The following is an 18,380-nucleotide window of genomic DNA, read 5'->3' as shown; positions in this document are numbered from 1 at the left end:
GATGGCGCTGCCCGAGCACCTGCCGCCGCTGCGCGACGACATCGAGATTTTCGCGGCCGGGCCGTCGCCCCTGGGCACACCATCGTGGCGACTGTACGACCCGCTGCGCAACCGCTTCTTCCAGATCGGCGAGGCCGAGTTCCAGATGCTGGCGCACTGGCACCTTGGCAGCAGCGCCGCAGCGCTGGCGGCCTTGCAGGATGCGATGCCGCTCGCGCCGGAGGCGGCCAACCTCGAGGCGCTGCTGCTGTTCCTGCACCAGCATCAGTTGCTGGCGCGGCGCGAGCGCAGCGCCACCGCGGCACTGGCCAGTCTCGCGCCGCCGCCCACGCCGTGGGGCAGCTGGCTGCTGCACAATTACCTGTTCCTGCGCGTCCCGCTGGCCAATCCCGACCGCTTCTACGGCTGGCTGGCACCGCGCCTGGAATTCCTCTTCCGGCCCGGCTTCTGGATCGTCATCGCGCTGCTCGGGCTGATCGCCGTGGGGCAGGTGATGACCCAGACCGACCGCTTCGGCGCTACTTTCAGCTACGCCTTCAGCCTCGAAGGGGCGCTGTGGATCGCGCTGTCGCTGGCCCTGCTCAAATCCACCCATGAAGTGGGCCATGGCGTGGCGGCCAAGCGCCAGGGCCTGCGCGTTACGCGCACCGGCGTGGCGCTGCTGGTGCTGTGGCCCGTGCTGTACACCGACGTGAACGACATCTGGAAACTGGCCGACTGGCGCGCGCGTCTGCAGGTGAGCGTGGCCGGCATTGCGACCGAGCTGGTATTTGCCGTGCTGGCGACCTGGGGCTGGCTGCTGCTGCCGGAAGGGCCGCTGCAAAGCGCGATGTTCATCATCGCCGGCACCGCATGGGTGCTGTCGCTGGTGATTAACCTCAATCCCTTCATGCGCTTTGACGGCTATTACCTGCTGTCGGACCTGCTCGATTATCCGAACCTGCAGGAAGCCTCGTTTCGCGCCGCGCGCATGGTGCTGCGGCGCTGGATCGGCTTGAACGAGCCCCCGGCGCCGCATGCCGGCCTGCCCCTGTGGGCACTGGCTGGCTTCGGTTTCGGCACGGCCCTGTACCGGCTGGTGCTGTTCTTGGGGATCGCCTATTTTGTCTTCATCAGTTTTCCTCCGCTGCTCGGCGTGCCGCTGGCGGCGGTGGAAATCGGCTGGTTCATCGTCAAACCGGTGGTGGCGGAACTGGCCGCCATGTGGCCGCGCCGTAGCGAGATCACGCGCGCGCGGCGCCGCTGGTACGGAGCGGCGCTGGTCGGCCTGCTGCTGGTGACCGTGCTGCCCTGGTCGGGGCGGGTCGAGGCGCCGGCGTTCCTGACGGTGGCCGCGCGCCAGAACCTGTTCGTGCCGGCGAGTGCGCAGGTGCGCGCGCTGCATGTGCACAATGGGCAGCGCGTCAAGGCCGGCGACATCGTGCTCGAACTGGCCTCGCCGGAGCTGGCCCACCGGCTGGTGACGCTTGAAGCCCGCATCCGCGAAGCGCAGGCGCGCCTGGACAAGGCGGCCACCAACAGCAGCACGTTCGACCAGTCCGACGTGCTGCAGCAAACGCTGGCCGAGCGCATGGTCGAACGCGACAGCGTCCAGGCCGAGATCGCGCGCCTGACCGTGCGCGCCAGCCGCAATGCCATCGTGCGCGACCTGCCTTCCCATATCGTCGAAGGGCGCTGGCTGCGCATGAACGAGAAGATCGCGACCCTGCTGCCGGCCGATGGTGCCACTCTGCAGGCGGTGGCGTATGTGCGCGAGGTCGATTACCGGCGGGTGCGCAATGGCGCGATGGTGCGCTTTTTTCCCGATGGGGACCCGCTCACGGTCATGCGCGGAACTGTGCGCGCCGTCAGCGTGGCGGCCAGCAGCACGGCCGCCGAAAGAGCCCTGACATCGCTCTCGCACGGGCCGCTGCCGGCCGTGCAGACGCCCGCCGGCGAACGCCTGCACGGCGCGTTTTACGCGGTCGACGTCAACATCGATGCACCGCAGGCCGCGCCCGGCCGCACCATGACGGGCAGCGTCAGGATCGTCTCGGCGGCGCACAACCCGGTACTCGACGGCCTGACCGGCATGCTGGCCACCATCAACGCCTATCTTGGTTTTTAGCGGCGCGCCGCCAGCAGGCCCGTGCCCGCGCCGGCCAGCAGCACCGCGCAACTGCGGTTGAAGATGCGCTGCCCGCGCGGCTGGGCAAACCAGCGGCGCAGGTGCACGCCCATATAGGCGTAGGCGGCGATGGCGAGCAGTTCGAGCAGCAGGAACAGGATACCCAGCACCGCAAACTGCGGCGCGGATGCTTCGGCGGGGCTGACGAACTGCGGCAGGAAGGCGGTGAAGATCAGGATCGCCTTGGGGTTGCCGGCAGCGACCAGGAACTCCTGGCGCGCAAGACCGAACAAGCCGGCGGCTGGCGACTGCGCGGCATCCTGCGCCGCCGCTGGCGCGCGCCACAGTTGTACGGCCAGGTAAAACAGATAGGCCGCGCCCACGATCTTGATCGCGTAGAACAGCAGTTCGGACGTGTGCAGGATCACCGCCAGGCCGGCGGAAGCGAGGACCAGCATCCCCGCGAATGCCACCAGCCTGCCCAGTCCCGCAGCGCACGATTGGCGAAAACCGTAGCGCGTCGCATTGCTCAGCGAGAGCAGGTTGTTGGGGCCCGGTGCCATATTCAGCGCAAAGCAGGCGGGAACAAACAGCGTCAGTGTAGCGGCGTCCATGAGATCGTCCTTGATGATTCGATACCGAAAAGGTATCACATAAACGGTATTGGACCATCGCGCCGGCTGGCCCTACAGTCGCTCCATCAACCACCACAAGGAGAAGACGATGGACAAGGACCGCTACGCACGCGGCTGGGCCAAGCTGAAGGAAATCGATGGCGAGCAGGGCGAAAGAGTGATCGCCAGCCTGGCCGGTATCGCGCCCGATTTTGGCCGGCTGCTGATTGAGTTTGGCTTTGGCGATATCTATTCGCGTCCGGGCCTCGATTTGCGGTCGCGCGAGATAGCCACGATCGCAGCCCTGTGCGCGCTCGGCACGGCGGCGCCGCAGCTGCGGGTGCATATTCATGGCGCGCTCAATGTCGGCTGCACGCGCGATGAAATCGTGGAGGTGATGATGCAGATGGCCTTGTACGCGGGCTTTCCCGCTGCCATCAATGGCCTTTTTGCGGCGAAGGAAGTCTTCGCCGAGCGCGCGGCTTGACGTCCATCGCACCGCTACATCTGCTTGAACTGCTCGGCGTAATTGCGGCTGACGGTGAGCTGCTCGCGCCGTTCCTTGAGCTTGACCACGAGGCGGCCGCGGAAATCGGTGTGGGTGCCGGCCACCGACTTGGCGGCGACGATCACGCTGCGGTGAATCTGCCAGAAGCGCGCCTCGTCGAGCTGCTCGCGCAGCTTGCTCAGCGGCGTGCGGATCAGGCATTCGCCGTCCTGCAAAAACACGCTGGTATATTTGTCGTTGCTCTGGAAGTAGATCACTTCGTCGATGGCGATCAGGCGCGTCTCGTCGCCATGCGCGGCGCGTATCCATTGCAGCGGCGCGGCCACCGGCGCGGCAGGAACCGGCGCGGCAAGCTGCTGCAGCAGCGCGCGCAGGGCATCCGGCGCCACCGCTGGCGCGGGTGCATGCAGCGCCAGTTTGAGCTTGGCGACGGTCTTGGCCAGCCGCTCCGGCGTGGTCGGCTTGAGCAGGTAGTCGAGCGCCGCATGATCAAAAGCGTCGACCGCGTACTCGTGATGGGCAGTGACGAACACGATGTGCGGCGCCTTGCCGTCCGCCGTCAGCCGCCCGGCCAGCGTGAGGCCGTTCAGGCCCGGCATCTGGATGTCGAGGAAGACCACGTCCGGCGCCAGCTCGTCGATCAGGCGCAGCGCTTCGATGCCGTTGCCGGCTTTGCCGACGATGCGCAGCTGCGGCCATGCCGTGGCCAGCTGCGTTTGCAGGTAGTCGAGCAGGTGCGGTTCGTCGTCCGCTAGGAGGGCGCGTGGATGGTCGATGGCGGCGTGTCTTTCAGTGGCAGCAGGAGGCGCACGGTGATCCCGCACGGTTCATTTTCGAGTAATTGTACCTGAGCTCCGACGCCGTGGAGACTGCGCAGGCGCGCCCGCAAATTGGACAGGCCGACCCCGCCGCCCGGCTTGGGCGGGGCATTGCCCAGCCCCGCGCCGGTGTCGCTCACTTCGATGCACAGCTGCCCGTCGCGGCAACTCGCGCGGATCACGATCTCGCCACCCTCGACCTTCGGTTCGAGTCCGTGCGCGACGGCGTTTTCGACGAGCGGCTGGAGCAGCATGGGCGCCATGCCGATCTGGCGGCAGCCGTCGGCCTCGATGCGGTACGACAGACGCGCGCCCATGCGCACCGCCAGCACGTCGAGGTAGGCGGCCACCAGATCGAGTTCCGCGCCCAGGGTGGCCTCCTCGGCGCGGCTGGCGGCGAGGCTGGCGCGCAGGTAGTCGATGAAGCGTTCAAGCATGTGGCGTGCCTGGACGGGATTGGTGTCGATCAGGCCGACCACGTTGGCCAGGGTGTTGTACAAAAAATGCGGCTCGATCTGGGCCTGCAGTGCGCGCAGGCGCGCTTCGGCCAGCAACTGGGCGGCGCTGGCGATCTGCTCGCCCTGGCGCGCGGCCAGCGTTTCGGTGGCGACGCGGCGCTCGCCGCTGACCAGCACAATGACCATGATCAGGGCCGTAAACAGCGCAAATGGCAGCAGCGGCGCCAGGTCCGCGCCGCCGGTCAGATAGTGCAGCGGATTGACGCCTTTGAGCAGACTGGTGCCGATGACGATGCCCGCGACCACGCACAGTCCCACCGTGGTGAGGAAGTACAGGACGCGCGGCAGCCCGACGAGGCGCGACGGCCAGCCGCGCAGCAGCCAGTCAGCGCCGCTGAGCACCGCATGGATCAGGTAGCCCACCACGTTCGAAATCACCAGCGTCGGCCCGAAAAAATCGGGAAAGCCGCGGCTTTCACCGCTGAACAGCATGTTCGCCGCCGTGAGGAAGATGGCGATCAGACTGTTCCAGATGCCGGTATAGAGCACGTCGCGCCACGGTGAACATGGCCAGCGCCGGAACAGGGGAATCACATCCAGCGGATGCGACGAGGTGTGCGGGGGACTGTGAGTCATCGTCATCAGGCAGCCAGAAAATTACCGTGGAAGCAGTGCGGTGCGCGGTAGGGAAGGCGTGCCAGCGCCACCGGACCGGCCTTGATGCGGGCAGCGTCGAACACGGTCATCACGGTGTGCCCGCGTTTGGTGTCCTGCGCCACGCCGACCAGGTAACCGTCGGTTTCCGAGCGGGCGCCGGCGCGTGGGACCAGCACGTGTTCTTCCATCTGCCAGCCGGCGTCGAAGCGGTAGCTGTCGGCCTTGCCGGTGTCGGTGCCGACCAGATTGACGGTGTCGAGCAAGATCTCCGTATTGCGGGCTGAACTGCTTAGTAGCGCAAGCTGGCGGTGGCGGCTCGTAACCACCTGCGGCATCACGCGCGGGAATTCGCTGGCGCCGAACAGGCGCGCCGTGGTGGCCTTGCCGCTCGCGTAATCGAGCGTGACCTGGGCCGCGAAGCCGCGGCCGGACGAATTTTTCTGGCGCTCGCCGCGCATGACGCGACCGACGTCGGCCAGCGCATCGCCCTCGTGCAGCACCACGTCGAAGCGGGTGGTTGCGCCGTCGTCGAAGGCATTCCCGAAGTGGAAAACCATATGCGGCGGCAGCTCGAAGGTCTGGCGGATCTCCATGGTGGCCTTGGAGACGACCACCACCCGCAGCGGGCGCGCATTGGCGCCGCTGCCGGCCCAGTGGTGCTGCTCGGCGAAGCTGCGGTCGTCGGCCCTGATCATGTCATACGGCGGAATCAGGAAAATCAGATGGTTCGCGCTGACCACGAAGTCATGCACCATGGCCAGTTGCGGCACGCTGACCATGGCGGTTTTAAGCACCTTGCCATCGGCGCCGATGCGGTACAGGGCCAGGCGGTTGCCGCCGGGGAGGGCGCCGAAATTCCACATGCCGCCATCCGGATCGATCTTGGGGTGGGCCGAAAACGGCATCGACTTCATGTCCTCGTTCCAGGTCTTGATGCCGACCGTGGCCAGGGTCTGCGCATCGACCTCGATGGCCGAGCCGCCTTCCCACAGGGCGTACACACGCCCGTTGAAGGGCAGCAGGTTGGTATTGGCCGCGTTCATGGTGTCGTTGGTCTTGACGCCGCGCCGGTCGACATGCGTGCCGAAGGATGGATAGAGGAACTTGCCGGCGGCGTTTTCTTCGGTGAAGCGTTCGGTGTCGACAAATTTGCCGATGTGGCTCACTTTTCCGCCGGCGATCTGCCAGCGCTGGGCGAAGCCGTCGCCGTCAAACCAGTGGTGGTGGCGTTCGCCGCCCAGTTCAAAGCGCCCGGGGCCATTGCGGAAGAACACGCCGTTCAGATCCGACGGGATGCGCCCGACGATGCGCGCGATGCCGGACTGCTGGCCGACCGTGTTGGCATACACCGCCAGCGTGGGGTCGCGCTTGAGCGCCGCATGGAAGCGCTGGAAAGTGGCGGCATCGGCCATGGCGCTGCCGGGAACGAGGCCGAGGGCGGCCAGGCTGGTGGCGCAGGTGAGGAAGGTGCGGCGTTGCATGGCGGTCTCCGGCTTAGTGTTTCAGGCTGACGGTGGCGTCCAGGCCAGCCGCTGGAAGGGTGAACATGGCGTCGTCGAATTTGGGTGGGCCCATTTTACCGAGGGCGTTATTACTGAATGCGAAGTCCTCGGTCGGGATGCCCATCATGTTGGCATCCATTTTGCCATTGGCGTTGGCATCGTGGTAGATGGCGTAGGCGTAGGCGCCCGCTGGCAGGTCCTTGATGGTGATGGTGGTGCTGCCTTTGACGGCTTTTTCGCCGGCGGCGCCGACGGGTTTTTTGAGGAAGCTGCCGGCCGAGTTATACAGGGCCACCATGACCGTGCCGTCGTCGCTGCGCACGTCGTCGATGCGGATGGTGAGGTCGGCGGCGCTGGCCAGGGATGCGGTCAGCAGGGCGGCGGTGCAGAAGGCGGTAGCGAGCAGGTGGCGCATGGGATTCTCCGGTGGGTTTGTGATTGCGATGAAGTGACTTTATCGACATCAAACCGGAGAGAAGCGGGCATGCGACGAAATGCGGGAAAGCGGCGCGAAATGCAGCGGGGCGGCGCGAAATGCAGGGCGCCGGCCGGTATCCCCCCGGCGCGGCGCCGCGCTACGCTTAGCGCAGTGTATCGACGATATATTCGGCGGACCGCAGGGCGTCGCGCGTGCCTTGCAGCGAGCGGTCGATGTCGCGCAGTTCATTGCGCAGATGGCGCCGGCGCTCGTCGAATTCCCGGCGAATGCGCTTGCGCTCGTCGTCCTTGTCGCTGGCCGCAAGTTGCTTCGATTCGTCACTGTCGGCCTCGCGCAGCTTGCGTTGCAAACGATCGCTACGGCTATCGAACCCGCTGATCTCGTTGCGCAGGGTATAAACGGCGTATCCGGCCTGATGGCGGCGGCGGAACTCGAAGTCGAGCGGCGCCGGGCAGACACCGGCATAAGCGGTGCCGTTCAGGCCGAGCGGCGCGGCGTTCTCGAGCCGGCAAAAGGTCTGCAAGCCGCGTTCGCGGCCGGCGATGTAGCCGGCCGAATCGATCGCGGTGCCGGCCTTCGAGCAGGCTTTGGCGCGCTCTTCCAGCATGGAGATGGGCTTTCCAGCCGCGCCGTCGCGCAGACCGATATCGCTCCAGTTGGCGGCCTTGCACTCGTCCGGCGTCATCGTGTCGCAGCCGGACATGAGCGCCCCCACCAACAGCGCAGCGAATGGTCCAATCAAGTTCTTTGTCATCATTGCCCTCGCAATTTGTCGGGTAAATCCGATGCTACCATGGGGCTGCCCCATGTCAGCGCCGGCGCAGGCTGCGCAAGGTCAGGCCGCCGTCGGCGTCGCGTTCACCCAACACCCATGCCAGGGGGCGGCGCTGCTGGCCATCGGCCGGGCGGGCGTCGCGCGCAACCAGCCGCAGGGTATAGGTGCCCGCCGCCAGCGCCGGCACCCGCCAGCTCGATTGCACCCTCGTGGTCACGCCGCCGCCGGCGAGGCTGTTCAACGCGACCGGCACGGTGCCCGACCAGCGCGCCATGCCGCTGGTGTCGACGATCTCCAGCTTGACGTTCCACGGCTCGTAGGTGGGCGCGTTGCCGCTGTTGCGGAAGGTGGCCGCCAGGGTCAGCTGGCCATCGCCCGTGAGGCTCACCCAGGTGCTGTCGACGCCGTAGCGGTAGCCCGCCTCGCGGCCCAGCATCAGCATGTCGTGTCGTTCCGGGTCGCTCAGCGACAGCCAGCGTTGATCGTCCGGTTTGGACAGCGCGAAGTTCGCATTGCCCACCGAGGAGATGTGAAATTCGCTGGCCTGGGCGCGCGCCGTCGCCGGTCCGTTGGTCGGGTGGCCGCTTTCAAACGGGCAGAATTCGGCGATGAAGGGCGCTTTGCGCCATTGGTCGGCAAACTGGCGCCACTCGTCCGCGTGATCGGTCCACTGCTTGAAGTAGCCCGCCTGGGCCAGGCAGTCGGCGCGCAAGCCCACCGGTTTAGTGGTGATGGTCTGTTCGAGCAGGGCGTAGCGCAGCGCGTCGCGGTTCGCGTACGGGATGAACATGACGAATTGCTGGGTGGGGAAGGCCTCGAAATGCATTTTTGCGAGCGCGCGCCGGGTCGCCGTGGTGGCTTCCTCGATGCCGGCCGGGCGGTTGGTGTAGACGCTCTTGCGAATCGCCCATTCGCCGTACTGGCCGTACAGGCCGACGTCGATCCAGGCGATGCTGGCGGCGTTGCCGGAAGCGGCAATCGCTTGCGCCAGCGCCTGCAGCAGCGCGCGCGAACGCGCCAGCACAAACGGATCGTTCCAGTCGGGCACCCAGGTCTTGCCGGAAGCGGCGCCGGCGTCGGCCCAGAAGCCGCAACCGTGCAGGCAGGATGCATTGCCGGCCAGGTAGGCGGGGGCATACAGCTGGCCGTCGTCGTAGCCGGCCATCATGCGCAGCCTGAACGCGTACTTGCGGCCCTGGTCACGCGCCGTTTTCAGGTCGGCCAGGATGGCGCCGAACGTGTACTGGCCCTGCACGCCTTCGAGGTCGCGCCAGTGGTAGCGGCGGAAAGCGTCGCGGGCGGGCGCCGCCTGCGGCACCAGTTCCTGGTTTTGCCAGCGGTGGTAGCCGCGCATGGGGTTGACGGTGTCGTCGCTTTTCAGCGGAATGGTGTTGTAAGTGCGCGACGCCGAGACGATATCCCAGCCGCCCGCATGGGCCGTACCGGCGGCGGCGCCGACGAAGAGGGCGCAGGCGAGGCGCCGGCGCGCCGGCGTGGGCAGGCCGGGGGGTGGCAGATGCGGCATGGCGATCTCCTTTGTCCGTGCATGTCAATGATCTTGAACACCAGGCCTGACTATAAACCCAAGCGGCGGACGCCGGCAATCGCCACGCGCGCCCGGCGCGGCCTAATGCAGCTTGACCGCCGGCGAGAGCTTCTGGCGAATCCAGTCCGCCACCGTCTGCGCCGACATCCTCACCACCCCGTGCAGCGCCATCTGGTGCTTGCGGTACATCAGCGAATACAACAACCTGGCCAGCACGCCGCCCACCGGGTATTTGCGCCCGCCGGCCGTGCCGGTGAGTACACCGACCGCCGCCAGTGGCCCGAGCGACACCAGCGAGCCGTAATCGCGGTAGGCAAAGGGCGCCTTGAGCGGTGACGCCTGCCCCAGCACCTGCGCCAGATACATGGCCTGCTGGTGCGCGGCCTGCGCGCGTGGCGGTACTTTCCCCATGATCGGACACACAAAATTGGCGCAGTCGCCGATCGCATACACGTCCGGATCTTCCAGCGCCTGCAGCGAAGGCGCGACCGCGATCTGGCGCAGGGGGTTGGTGGTCAATCCCAGCGTGGCGCACAGCGGCGGCGCTTCCACACCCGCCGCCCACAGGGTGATCGCCGACGGGTAGGTGCAGCCTTCCGTATCGAGCACCGCGCCGCCATCGACGCGCGCCACGGCGGTATCGGTGAGCACCTTGATGCCGAGCGCGCGCAGATGGCGCGCGGCGCGCTTGGACAGGCGCGGATGCAGGTGCGGCAGCAGCAGCGAACCGCGCTCCAGGATGCGGATGCGCACATGGCGCACCGGATCGAGCGCGTGCACATTGTATTTGGCCAGCGTGCGCGCGCTGTGGCTCAATTCGGCCGCCAGCTCCACCCCGGTGGCGCCGCCGCCGACGATCACGATGTCGATGCCGGGATTGAGCTGGCCGCCGGCGGCCTGGCGCGCGCTGGCCTGGATACAGCCATCCACGAAGCGCTGGCGGAACGTTTCGGCCTGCGCCACGTCGTCCAGGGTCAGCACGTGCTGTTCGGCCCCGGGCACGCCGAAGAAGTTGGTGACCGACCCGAGTGCCAGCACCAGCTTGTCGTAGCCGATCGAGCGGGCGGGGAGCACTTCGGCGCCGTCGTCGGCGATCCACGGCGCCAGCGACACGCGCCGCGTTTCACGGTCCACGCCCAGCACTTCGCCGCGCGCGAACTCGAAGCCGTGTTCGGACGCCTGCGCCGCGTAGTCGATCGCCATCACCTGGGGATCGTGCTTGCCCGAAGCGACCGTGTGCAGCAGCGGCTTCCAGAAATGGGTGGGCCAGCGGTCGACCAGTACGACGCGTGCGCGGCCTGCCTTGCCGGCGCTGTTGCCGAGCCGGGTGGCCAGTTCCAGCCCTCCGGCGCCGCCGCCGACGATGACGATGGTTTCCATGGTGTCTTCTCCTGTAGGTGTCGCGATGGGAAAGTGCGTTGACCGGATGTCAATATAGATGCGCACGCTACAAAAGAAAAATCAGACATTTGTGGATATCCATAAGCCCCGACTTATTCGTATGCATGTGCCGGCCGCATGACCGGTATCAAGGACAAGGACCGAAAGTACCTCCTGGCGCTACGTTTGAGGGCGCCGTTCGGTACACCCGAGGATTGCATGGTGCAGCTTTGGAAAGGTTGCGACACTCCCGTCCGTTGTTTCAAGTTATCAAGCAAACACCGCCAACCTCTAGTCCAAGGACACAGTCATGTTACGTTTTCGCCACGCCGCCATCATCCTGCTGAGCACGCTTGCTCCCACCCTTCATGCCGCCGAGATGGGCGTCGCCCCCGCCAAGCCGGGCGAATCGACCATGACCCTGGGCCTGGGCGTGGCGGCCATTCCCGAATACTCCGGCAGCGACAAGAACCGGGCAGTGCCGGTACTGGTGGCCGACTATCAGCACAGCAGCGGGTTTTTCGCCAGCACGGTGAGCGGCATTGGCTACAAGACCAAGTTCGGGCCGGTGTCCCTGAGCGGCGCGCTCGGCGTCGCGCCGAGCCGCAGCGACCGCGATCACGGCATCTCGCAGGGATCCGACGCGCTCAGGGGCATGGGCGAAATCAAGACGTCGGCGCTGGGTGTGTTCGGTGTCGGCTATGAGTTCGACGGCGGCATCGGCATCGGCATGCGCGCCATGATGGCGCTCACGCACCGCGAGCGCGGCAACAGCTATGAGTTTGGCGCGCAGGCACCTTTGATCAAGAGCGAAGCGAACCAGCTGGGCCTGTTCGTGTCGGCCACCTACAGCGACAAAAAGAACATGCAGGCGTTTTATGGCGTTACCGCGGCCCAGAGCCTGACGTCCGGCTACAAGCGTTACGACACCAAGGCCGGTTTTTCGCGCGTGAATGCGGGTATCAACTGGAACCGCAAGCTGGGCAAGGCATGGTCGGTCAACACCATGGCCGGCGTGGTCAGCATCGTGGGCGACGCCGCCGACAGCCCGATCGTCAAGCGCAAGACGGCGCCGCTGCTGGCGGTGACGGTCAATTACGCATTCTGAACCGGGCCGCGCCAACTGGTCTATCATGGCGTGGCAGAAACGGGTTTATCGCGTAATTCACACATCGATAGGGAATAGCTTATGTATCACGCCAGCTTCCGCCAGCTCCAGTCGCTGGTTCTCGTGGCCCGCCACGAGAGCGTGTCGAAAGCGGCGGAGGCCATGCACGTGACGCAGCCGGCGGTGTCGCTCCAACTGCGCACGCTGGAAAGCATCACCGGCGTGGCGCTGGTGCGCAAGGACGGGCGCGGCATCCAGCTGACCGCGGCCGGCGAGGTGATGGTCGATTTCGCCGAACGCATCCTGCGCCTGTGGGAGCACGCCGGCGAGGAGCTGTCGGCGCTGCAGGGCGTCACCAGCGGCACGCTGCGCATCGGCGCGGTCACCACGGCCGAGCATTTGCTGCCGCCGCTGCTGGTGCCGTTCACGCTGGAGCGGCCCGACGTGCGCCTGAAACTCCAGGTCGGCAACCGGGTTGAAATCGTCAACATGCTGGCGCGCCAGGAGATCGACGTGGCCATCATGGGCACGCCGCCGCGCGAACTGCGCACCAACGCGGCCCGCTTCGCGCGCCACCCGATGGGCTTCGTGGCCGCCGCCGACCATCCATTGATGAAGAAGCGCAAGCTGACCTTGGCCGATGTGGTGGGCGCCAATCTGCTGGTGCGCGAGCGCGGCTCGGGCACGCGCACGGCGGTGGAGCGGCTGTTCAAGGAGGGCGGACACGCGCTTAACTTCGGCTCCGAAGTCTCGTCCAACGAGGCGATCAAGCGCATGGTGTCGGCGGGCCTGGGCGTGGGCTTCCTGTCGGTGCACGCCTGCGCGCTCGAATTCAAATCCGGCTTGCTGCGCATGCTTCCGCTCAAGGGCAATCCGGTCGACGCCGACTGGCAGGTGATGCACCTGGCCGGCCAGCCGATCCCCAAGGTGGCCGCCGCGTTCCAGGATTTTGTGATCGAACACGGCCAGGAGCTGGTGCGCAGCGAGCTGGAAGGGTTTTACCAGCGTAGCGCCAGTTAGCCCGGCCGCATCCTCGCTACTGTACGATGGCATCCCGTCTGTCCACGTTCAGGTGAGAGAATGGTAGTCCGCACATGGCAAAAGCAGGACCATCTCAAGCGGTACCGGAAGAGTTATTGCTGCAGTAAGTGAGATCGCGGGCGCAACGCCGCGTTCTTTTGCCGCGTGGCGATGGCACGACCTGACGGCTGAGCACCGTATAGCTCAGGAATTCCTTTCTCCCATCCACGTATTGCTTTTCCTTGGCGGCGCTGCCCGCCTCGAAAAGCCGGGCAGCGCCATGCAAGCGGTTGACAGCGGCCGCATCGGCACACCGGTGCCCCGGTTGGCCGAACTGGCCTCGTGCGCCAGCTTATCCTCGCCGCTCCGCGCACCTCGTAAAACGCATCAGATTGATTGAGCTGCCCCAACGGAGGCTTGAAAGACCGCGACATGATGAGAACTAACTCCGAGTGCCATGGCGTGATGCGGGAACCACGGATCGAATCAGAAACGCTATACGAGCGGTACGACGAGGAGAGCCTGGTTCAATCGTCACAGTCGGCCTGGCAGTTCCTGCAGGGGGAGGATTCATCTCAATTGAATATATCTTTTGCGAGAAAGTCAGCCAAGCCGCGCTGTGAAAGCGTGGTTCGTGTACTTGGAAAAAGGGAGTAATCATGTCTAAGCAAATCACCCTGAAAGCCGTTGTGCTGACGGCTACAATGTTCACCTTAGCTGGGTCAATGCACTCCGCGTGGGCGCAAAACGCCAAGACTTGCCGTTCGTCCGAAGGACGCTGCCAAACCGGTACCGTCAATGCTGGTGCGGATAAAAAGATCGCTTACCGGTGCACGATCAATATTGCATACGCTCCCGATCTTGGCCATTGCAGGATCGTCGATTCCGAAACCGGCAGGTTTGTCTTGAGCGACAATTTCAGAGGTGATACCAATGACCATGAAGTTACAACCCGCACGACAGGTGCACATTATTGCGTAGTCGAAGCAATCGGACCGGACCGGGGAACTGCGTATTGCAAAATTCAATAGGCGCGTGTAATTCGTCAGCTATCGGCCTGGACCGTCAGGCATCCTTGAACCGGCACGGCAGCCGCGCAAGTCATCGGCAGGTCCCATCATGGCGGCGTCGCGATCCGCACGACGAAGCGGCAACCGCGCCCGCCCGGACCTGGCGTCAGCGTGACCGTGCCGTTCATCCGCAATGTGGCCTGCTTGACGATCGCCAGGCCGAGGCCCGAGCCGGTCTTGTCCTGCGACCTGGCGCGGTAAAAGCGCTCGAAGATATGCGCCCGGTCCGGCTCCGCAATACCCGGCCCGTCGTCGGCAACGGCGAGCGTCAGATAGCCGTTTTCCCGAGCCAGTTCGACGCCGATATTGGCGCCGGCATGCGCATAGCGCAGCGCGTTGTCCAACAGGTTGTTCAGGATCGATTGAAACGCATGCACCTCGAGTGTGAACGGCAAGCGCTCGGGCGCCTCCAGCGCCAGTTCGATGCCGTTTTCCATCGCTGTTGGCGCCGACCGCGCCAGTTCGTGGCGCACCAGATGGGCCACGTCGATGGTGCTGGTGTCGCCGACGCGCGTGCTGTCCACCCGCGCCAGCGCTAGCAACTGCGCAATCAGGTGCGATCCGCGCCCGATCGCCTGATCGAGATGGCGCTGCGCTTCGCGCCGCCCCTCCAGTTCAGGCTCGACGGCCAGTACGTGGGCCTGGGCGGAAATGACCGCCATCGGCGTGCGCAGTTCGTGCGCGGCGTCCTGGACGAAGCCATGTTCGCGGGCGATTTTCTCGCGCAGTTGCGCAAGCAGGCGGTCCAGCGCGCCCGCCAGCGGCGTCAGCTCGGCATAGATCGGATCGACGCCGGTGGGCGACATGTCGTCGGTGCCGCGCGCGGCGATCCGCTTGCTCATTTGCCGCAGCGGGCGCATGCCGCGCGAGACGGCAATCCAGACCGGCAGCAGAATGCAGGGAAAGGCGATCAGCAGATAATAGACCAGGTCGCGCGTGATCGACATCAGCAAAAAGCTGTCGTCCACCCTCGACCCGGCCACCGTGACCGTCCAGCGCCCGGCCGTGCCCTTGAAAACCCGGAACGACCTGCCATTGACACGTGCCGTCGTCAGCGCGCCGAGGCTGCCGTCCGGCAGGGCGGGGCCGGCCGCGGGGGATGAATACAAGCGCGTTCCATCCTGATCGTTCAGCTGGATCAGCATGAGTGCCGGAATGTCGTAGGTGCGGTAGAGCCGCTCGATCTGTTCCGACGTGGCTGCGGCGACGGCGCGTGCTTCTCCCGCATTGTCGAGCCGCGCCAGCGATGCGCCCAGTCCCTGTCCCACCTCCTGGATGCTCTTGTCCGTGACGGCCGGATCTACCGCCTCGATGAATATCACCGCCAATAACAACAACCAGGCGATGAAAAACGCCATCATCAGCGCCAGGACCACGCGCCTGACCAGCGTGGGGCGGAGAAAATTCAGCATGGGACGAGCATGTAGCCAACCCCGCGCACGGTGCGGATCCGGTGCCCGCCTATCTTGCCGCGCAAGTTAAAGATATGCACGTCGATGGCGCCGAAGTTGACCGGCTCGCCGAGCGGTTCGAGGCGCTCGGACAGGGCGCTTTTCGACACCACGACACCCGGTTCGCGCGCCAGTTCCAGCATCAGCTGAAATTCGCGGCGCGACAAATCGACGGGATTTCCGGCCAGTCGCGCCAGATAGGACTTTGGCTCCAGTTCTAGATCGCCGATGGTCCACACTTGCGTGGACTGCTGCGCATAGCGGCGCAGCACGGCGCGCATGCGGGAGGCCAGTTCCACCGTGGCGAAAGGCTTGACGATGAAATCGTCCGCACCGCCGTCGAGCCCCGCGATGCGCTCTTCCAGTGCGCCGCGTGCCGTCATGATAATGATGGGAATTGCCACGCCCTCGCTGCGCCAGCGGGCCAGCAGCGTTTTCCCGTCGCCGTCCGGCAGCGACAGGTCCAGCAGAATGCAGGCGTAGTGGAGGCCCTCGAACGAGCGGGGCGCGTCGACGGCCTGGCGCAGCCACTCGCTGCTGAAACCTTCCAGACGGAGCGCTTTCTGCAGGGCTCGACCGAGGTCGAGATCGTCTTCAATGATCAGTATGTGCATCGCGCATTATAGATCTGCCGGTCTTAAGATTTGCAAAAGATTACTGTTGCGATAATCGCGTCTTACTTTGAACTGAAGAAGGAGTCGCATGAAATTGTTATCGTATCTACCTGGCGCAACGCAGTCCGTTATTGGCGCCGCTTTCATTGCCGTGCTGGCCGGATGTGGCGGCGGAAGCAGTGGCGACGTGGCGTCGAATGCCGGCAAATCGCTTACTTGCACGGCGCAGCAGCCCGGCGCATCGGTGGCCGAACTGCTTGCTTGCAGCAGCGATCTGAATGGCAAAATCGACGCCGCCATGAAGCCTTTCATGGCCGCCAATGGTATCACCGCCGCCACGGTGGCGGTGGCCAAGGATGGCGTCATGCTCGCCGAGCGTGGCTATGGCCATCGCGATAGCGCCCGCCAGATTGCCCTGCCGGCCGATGCCCTGTTCATCACCGCCAGCATCGTCAAGCCGGTCACCGCCGCGGCGATCCAGAAACTGGCGCGCGAGCGCAAGCTCGCCCTCACCGACCATGTGTTTTGCACCGGGTTCAACGCTCCATGCTGGCTGGCGCGCGAACTGCAGCCGGCGTTGCCCGATGCCCGGGCAGGCGCGATCACCATCGCCCAGCTGCTGGAACATCAAGGTGGCTGGGATGCCGACATCAGCGGCGACCCGATGCAATCCGAGTTCGATATCCAGCAATCGCTCGGCTTGTCGGCGCCGCCGCAACAGGACGATATCATTCGCTTTGTCCTGCGCCAGCAACTCGATTTCGTCCCTGGCACAAAAACGGCCTATTCGAATTTTGGCTATCTGTTACTCGGACAGATCATCGAAAAGGCGTCCGGGGCGGGCTACGTCACCTACGTTCAAGAAAACATCATGGGGCCGCTGGGCGTTCCAAAGGACGATTTCCAGGTGATGCGCTCGCTGATGCGCGATCGTCATCCGCGCGAGCCGCATTACATCACCACGATCATGGCGCCTAGCGTCTTTTTCCCCGGCACCACTGTCCTGGCGCTCGACGGCGCAGTCCGGGCCGAAAATTGGGCTCCGGCCGGCCAGATGATCTCCACGGCAAAGGCGATGACGCTGTTCGCGGCCCACTACCGCATGCCGGAAGGCGTGCCGCTCGACGGCGCGAAGAATAATGGTGGATTCACCGGCGCCGATCCCGGCGTTTCAACCGTGCTGCGCCAACTCTCGTCAGGCATCAGTTATACGGTGATGATGAATAAGCTGGCCGACAACAATCCGTCAGGCGACGCATCGTATCAGCTACAGGCGCTGCATCGGATCGAGGCGGCGCTCAAGGACGCGGGCCTGTAGCGCCGCGCGGATCGTCAGGCAGGTTGCCAATTCGGGAGTTGGCGCTTCAGTTGCCCCATTGTCCGTGAACCCGCGCGTGGAGGTACACATGGGCCGCGCCAGCACCCGCTGTTCACCGTTGTGCACACATGTATGTACGGTGATGAAGGCGTGGTACATTACATCCGGGTACACCTCTGGACAAGCAGATGAAAACGACCAAAGTTTTTCGAAATGGAAATTCGCAGGCGGTCCGGATTCCCTCCGAACTGGCCTATGATCGGACCGACATTGAACTGGAAATTGAACGTGTCGGCGACGAGCTTCGCATTCGCCCTGCACGGCGCTCGCTTGCTGGTGTGCTGGATAAATTTGCCCAATTCGGGCCTGATTTCATGGCGGACGGACGCGGCGACCAGGAGCAGAGCGACCGGGAGGCGTTGTAATGCCGTTGTACATGCTCGACACCAATATCTGCATCTATTTGATGAGGGAGCAACCTGAGCAAGTGGCCAGGCGCTTTGCCCAATGCTACGTGGGCGATGTGGTCATGTCGGCGATTACCTTCGCCGAACTGGAATATGGCGTGACCATCTCCGCGAATATCTTGCGTGAACGGCAGAACCTCGCTGCACTCGTAAAAGATATCAACGTCGTTCCATTCGATGCTTCTGCAGCGGTGGCGTATGGCCCGATCAGGGAAGCGACGCGCGACCGCAAAAAGGATCAGCTCGACAAGCTCATCGCAGCGCATGCCGTGGCGCTTGACGTGACTCTTGTCACAAATAACGAACGCGACTTTGTCGCCTACCCTGGGCTCAGACTGGAAAACTGGGTCAACGGCTGACTTTTTTTGGAAAATGACACGAGCGAACTAGCCCACAGCCTCATGCAACGCGACGTCGGCATCGGTTCAGTCAGGAGGAACTGGCCGGCGGCGGGCTGGAAGTTTTTTCCAGCGCACCGCCAACCAGCTTTGCCGGCGCCGGTTCAAGACGGGAACATCTTTACCGGCG

General features: G+C 64.9%; 18 protein-coding genes. 8 read left to right on the top strand and 10 right to left on the bottom strand.

The annotated features are described in order from the left end of the window. The first annotated feature begins 1 nt into the window (after position 1). Positions 2–2,107 carry a site-2 protease family protein gene (locus tag CR152_RS28785; RefSeq protein ID WP_099880722.1) on the top strand — a complete coding sequence of 702 codons (2,106 nt, stop codon included), beginning with the start codon at positions 2–4 and terminating at the stop codon, positions 2,105–2,107. Here the strand turns inward: CR152_RS28785 and CR152_RS28780 are convergent. Then, entirely contained in the window at positions 2,104–2,721 is a 618-nt protein-coding gene (locus CR152_RS28780; RefSeq protein ID WP_099880720.1) for a LysE family translocator, read from the bottom strand. The genes CR152_RS28785 and CR152_RS28780 overlap by 4 nt on opposite strands. Before the next feature lie 109 nt (positions 2,722–2,830). Here CR152_RS28780 and CR152_RS28775 point away from each other — a divergent pair, with 109 nt between their 5' ends. Continuing rightward, on the top strand, positions 2,831–3,208 hold the full coding sequence (locus CR152_RS28775) for a carboxymuconolactone decarboxylase family protein (protein WP_099880718.1): 378 nt from the start codon (positions 2,831–2,833) through the stop codon (positions 3,206–3,208). Between the two features lie 14 nt (positions 3,209–3,222). Here CR152_RS28775 and CR152_RS28770 read toward each other — a convergent pair whose 3' ends face one another. The 7 genes from CR152_RS28770 to CR152_RS28740 all read right to left on the bottom strand — a co-directional run bounded on the left by CR152_RS28770 (position 3,223) and on the right by CR152_RS28740 (position 10,804). Next, positions 3,223–4,053, bottom strand: a complete 831-nt coding sequence (locus CR152_RS28770) for a LytR/AlgR family response regulator transcription factor (RefSeq protein WP_370663836.1) — start codon at positions 4,051–4,053, stop codon at positions 3,223–3,225. After that, on the bottom strand, positions 3,981–5,147 hold the full coding sequence (locus CR152_RS28765; protein ID WP_229413684.1) for a sensor histidine kinase: 1,167 nt from the start codon (positions 5,145–5,147) through the stop codon (positions 3,981–3,983). Before CR152_RS28765 ends, CR152_RS28770 begins: the two co-directional genes overlap by 73 nt. Next, entirely contained in the window at positions 5,147–6,643 is a 1,497-nt protein-coding gene (locus CR152_RS28760; protein ID WP_099880716.1) for a carotenoid oxygenase family protein, read from the bottom strand. The genes CR152_RS28765 and CR152_RS28760 overlap by 1 nt, the downstream gene beginning before the upstream one ends. Positions 6,644–6,656: 13 nt before the next feature. Next, positions 6,657–7,079, bottom strand: a complete 423-nt coding sequence (locus tag CR152_RS28755; RefSeq protein WP_099880714.1) for a DUF2141 domain-containing protein — start codon at positions 7,077–7,079, stop codon at positions 6,657–6,659. A gap of 166 nt (positions 7,080–7,245) precedes the next feature. Next, on the bottom strand, positions 7,246–7,806 hold the full coding sequence (locus CR152_RS28750; RefSeq protein ID WP_157778803.1) for a DUF2799 domain-containing protein: 561 nt from the start codon (positions 7,804–7,806) through the stop codon (positions 7,246–7,248). A 106-nt stretch (positions 7,807–7,912) separates the two neighbouring features. Further along, a complete protein-coding gene (locus CR152_RS28745; protein WP_099880710.1) occupies positions 7,913–9,403 on the bottom strand; it encodes a DUF4832 domain-containing protein in 1,491 nt (496 codons plus the stop codon). Between the two features lie 102 nt (positions 9,404–9,505). Beyond that, the gene (locus tag CR152_RS28740) at positions 9,506–10,804 is read right to left on the bottom strand and encodes an NAD(P)/FAD-dependent oxidoreductase (RefSeq protein WP_099880708.1); all 1,299 of its coding nucleotides are present in this window, start codon (positions 10,802–10,804) and stop codon (positions 9,506–9,508) included. A 310-nt stretch (positions 10,805–11,114) separates the two neighbouring features. Between CR152_RS28740 and CR152_RS28735 the strand changes: the two genes are divergently transcribed. The 3 genes from CR152_RS28735 to CR152_RS33395 all read left to right on the top strand — a co-directional run bounded on the left by CR152_RS28735 (position 11,115) and on the right by CR152_RS33395 (position 13,963). Next, on the top strand, positions 11,115–11,912 hold the full coding sequence (locus CR152_RS28735) for a MipA/OmpV family protein (RefSeq protein ID WP_099880706.1): 798 nt from the start codon (positions 11,115–11,117) through the stop codon (positions 11,910–11,912). Positions 11,913–11,993: 81 nt separating this feature from the next. After that, the gene (locus tag CR152_RS28730; RefSeq protein ID WP_099880705.1) at positions 11,994–12,932 is read left to right on the top strand and encodes a LysR family transcriptional regulator; all 939 of its coding nucleotides are present in this window, start codon (positions 11,994–11,996) and stop codon (positions 12,930–12,932) included. A gap of 659 nt (positions 12,933–13,591) precedes the next feature. Continuing rightward, positions 13,592–13,963: a hypothetical protein gene (locus CR152_RS33395; protein WP_157778802.1), complete on the top strand. Its 372-nt coding sequence runs from the start codon at positions 13,592–13,594 to the stop codon at positions 13,961–13,963. An 86-nt stretch (positions 13,964–14,049) separates the two neighbouring features. Here the strand turns inward: CR152_RS33395 and CR152_RS28725 are convergent, their stop codons facing one another. Together CR152_RS28725 and CR152_RS28720 are read right to left on the bottom strand one after the other, a co-directional pair. Continuing rightward, entirely contained in the window at positions 14,050–15,414 is a 1,365-nt protein-coding gene (locus tag CR152_RS28725; protein WP_099880703.1) for a sensor histidine kinase, read from the bottom strand. Further along, entirely contained in the window at positions 15,408–16,067 is a 660-nt protein-coding gene (locus CR152_RS28720; protein ID WP_099880701.1) for a response regulator, read from the bottom strand. Before CR152_RS28720 ends, CR152_RS28725 begins: the two co-directional genes overlap by 7 nt. A gap of 88 nt (positions 16,068–16,155) precedes the next feature. Here CR152_RS28720 and CR152_RS28715 point away from each other — a divergent pair, with 88 nt between their 5' ends. From CR152_RS28715 to CR152_RS28705, 3 genes are all read left to right on the top strand, one after another. Then, the gene (locus CR152_RS28715; protein WP_099880699.1) at positions 16,156–17,385 is read left to right on the top strand and encodes a serine hydrolase domain-containing protein; all 1,230 of its coding nucleotides are present in this window, start codon (positions 16,156–16,158) and stop codon (positions 17,383–17,385) included. A gap of 188 nt (positions 17,386–17,573) precedes the next feature. Further along, positions 17,574–17,810, top strand: a complete 237-nt coding sequence (locus CR152_RS28710) for an antitoxin (protein ID WP_099880697.1) — start codon at positions 17,574–17,576, stop codon at positions 17,808–17,810. Beyond that, positions 17,810–18,211 (top strand): type II toxin-antitoxin system VapC family toxin, encoded by a 402-nt coding sequence (locus CR152_RS28705; RefSeq protein ID WP_099880695.1) that lies wholly within the window; start codon positions 17,810–17,812, stop codon positions 18,209–18,211. Before CR152_RS28710 ends, CR152_RS28705 begins: the two co-directional genes overlap by 1 nt. The last annotated feature ends 169 nt before the right edge of the window (positions 18,212–18,380 follow it).

This window comes from Massilia violaceinigra (assembly GCF_002752675.1).
Classification (GTDB): Bacteria; Pseudomonadota; Gammaproteobacteria; order Burkholderiales; family Burkholderiaceae_D; genus Telluria_A; species Telluria_A violaceinigra.
This window is presented reverse-complemented; position numbering and strand designations above follow the sequence as displayed.

What these genes read in the sequence shown, in the direction of transcription:
- CR152_RS28785 (WP_099880722.1), top strand. Translation starts at nt 2, where the DNA reads ATGGCGCTGCCCGAGCACCTGCCGCCGCTGCGCGACGACATCGAGATT.
- CR152_RS28750 (WP_157778803.1), bottom strand. Translation starts at nt 7,806, where the DNA reads ATGTCCGGCTGCGACACGATGACGCCGGACGAGTGCAAGGCCGCCAAC.
- CR152_RS28760 (WP_099880716.1), bottom strand. Translation starts at nt 6,643, where the DNA reads ATGCAACGCCGCACCTTCCTCACCTGCGCCACCAGCCTGGCCGCCCTC.
- CR152_RS33395 (WP_157778802.1), top strand. Translation starts at nt 13,592, where the DNA reads ATGTCTAAGCAAATCACCCTGAAAGCCGTTGTGCTGACGGCTACAATG.
- CR152_RS28710 (WP_099880697.1), top strand. Translation starts at nt 17,574, where the DNA reads ATGAAAACGACCAAAGTTTTTCGAAATGGAAATTCGCAGGCGGTCCGG.
- CR152_RS28725 (WP_099880703.1), bottom strand. Translation starts at nt 15,414, where the DNA reads ATGCTGAATTTTCTCCGCCCCACGCTGGTCAGGCGCGTGGTCCTGGCG.
- CR152_RS28765 (WP_229413684.1), bottom strand. Translation starts at nt 5,147, where the DNA reads ATGACGATGACTCACAGTCCCCCGCACACCTCGTCGCATCCGCTGGAT.
- CR152_RS28735 (WP_099880706.1), top strand. Translation starts at nt 11,115, where the DNA reads ATGTTACGTTTTCGCCACGCCGCCATCATCCTGCTGAGCACGCTTGCT.
- CR152_RS28745 (WP_099880710.1), bottom strand. Translation starts at nt 9,403, where the DNA reads ATGCCGCATCTGCCACCCCCCGGCCTGCCCACGCCGGCGCGCCGGCGC.
- CR152_RS28715 (WP_099880699.1), top strand. Translation starts at nt 16,156, where the DNA reads ATGAAATTGTTATCGTATCTACCTGGCGCAACGCAGTCCGTTATTGGC.
- CR152_RS28740 (WP_099880708.1), bottom strand. Translation starts at nt 10,804, where the DNA reads ATGGAAACCATCGTCATCGTCGGCGGCGGCGCCGGAGGGCTGGAACTG.
- CR152_RS28755 (WP_099880714.1), bottom strand. Translation starts at nt 7,079, where the DNA reads ATGCGCCACCTGCTCGCTACCGCCTTCTGCACCGCCGCCCTGCTGACC.
- CR152_RS28705 (WP_099880695.1), top strand. Translation starts at nt 17,810, where the DNA reads ATGCCGTTGTACATGCTCGACACCAATATCTGCATCTATTTGATGAGG.
- CR152_RS28730 (WP_099880705.1), top strand. Translation starts at nt 11,994, where the DNA reads ATGTATCACGCCAGCTTCCGCCAGCTCCAGTCGCTGGTTCTCGTGGCC.
- CR152_RS28720 (WP_099880701.1), bottom strand. Translation starts at nt 16,067, where the DNA reads ATGCACATACTGATCATTGAAGACGATCTCGACCTCGGTCGAGCCCTG.
- CR152_RS28780 (WP_099880720.1), bottom strand. Translation starts at nt 2,721, where the DNA reads ATGGACGCCGCTACACTGACGCTGTTTGTTCCCGCCTGCTTTGCGCTG.
- CR152_RS28775 (WP_099880718.1), top strand. Translation starts at nt 2,831, where the DNA reads ATGGACAAGGACCGCTACGCACGCGGCTGGGCCAAGCTGAAGGAAATC.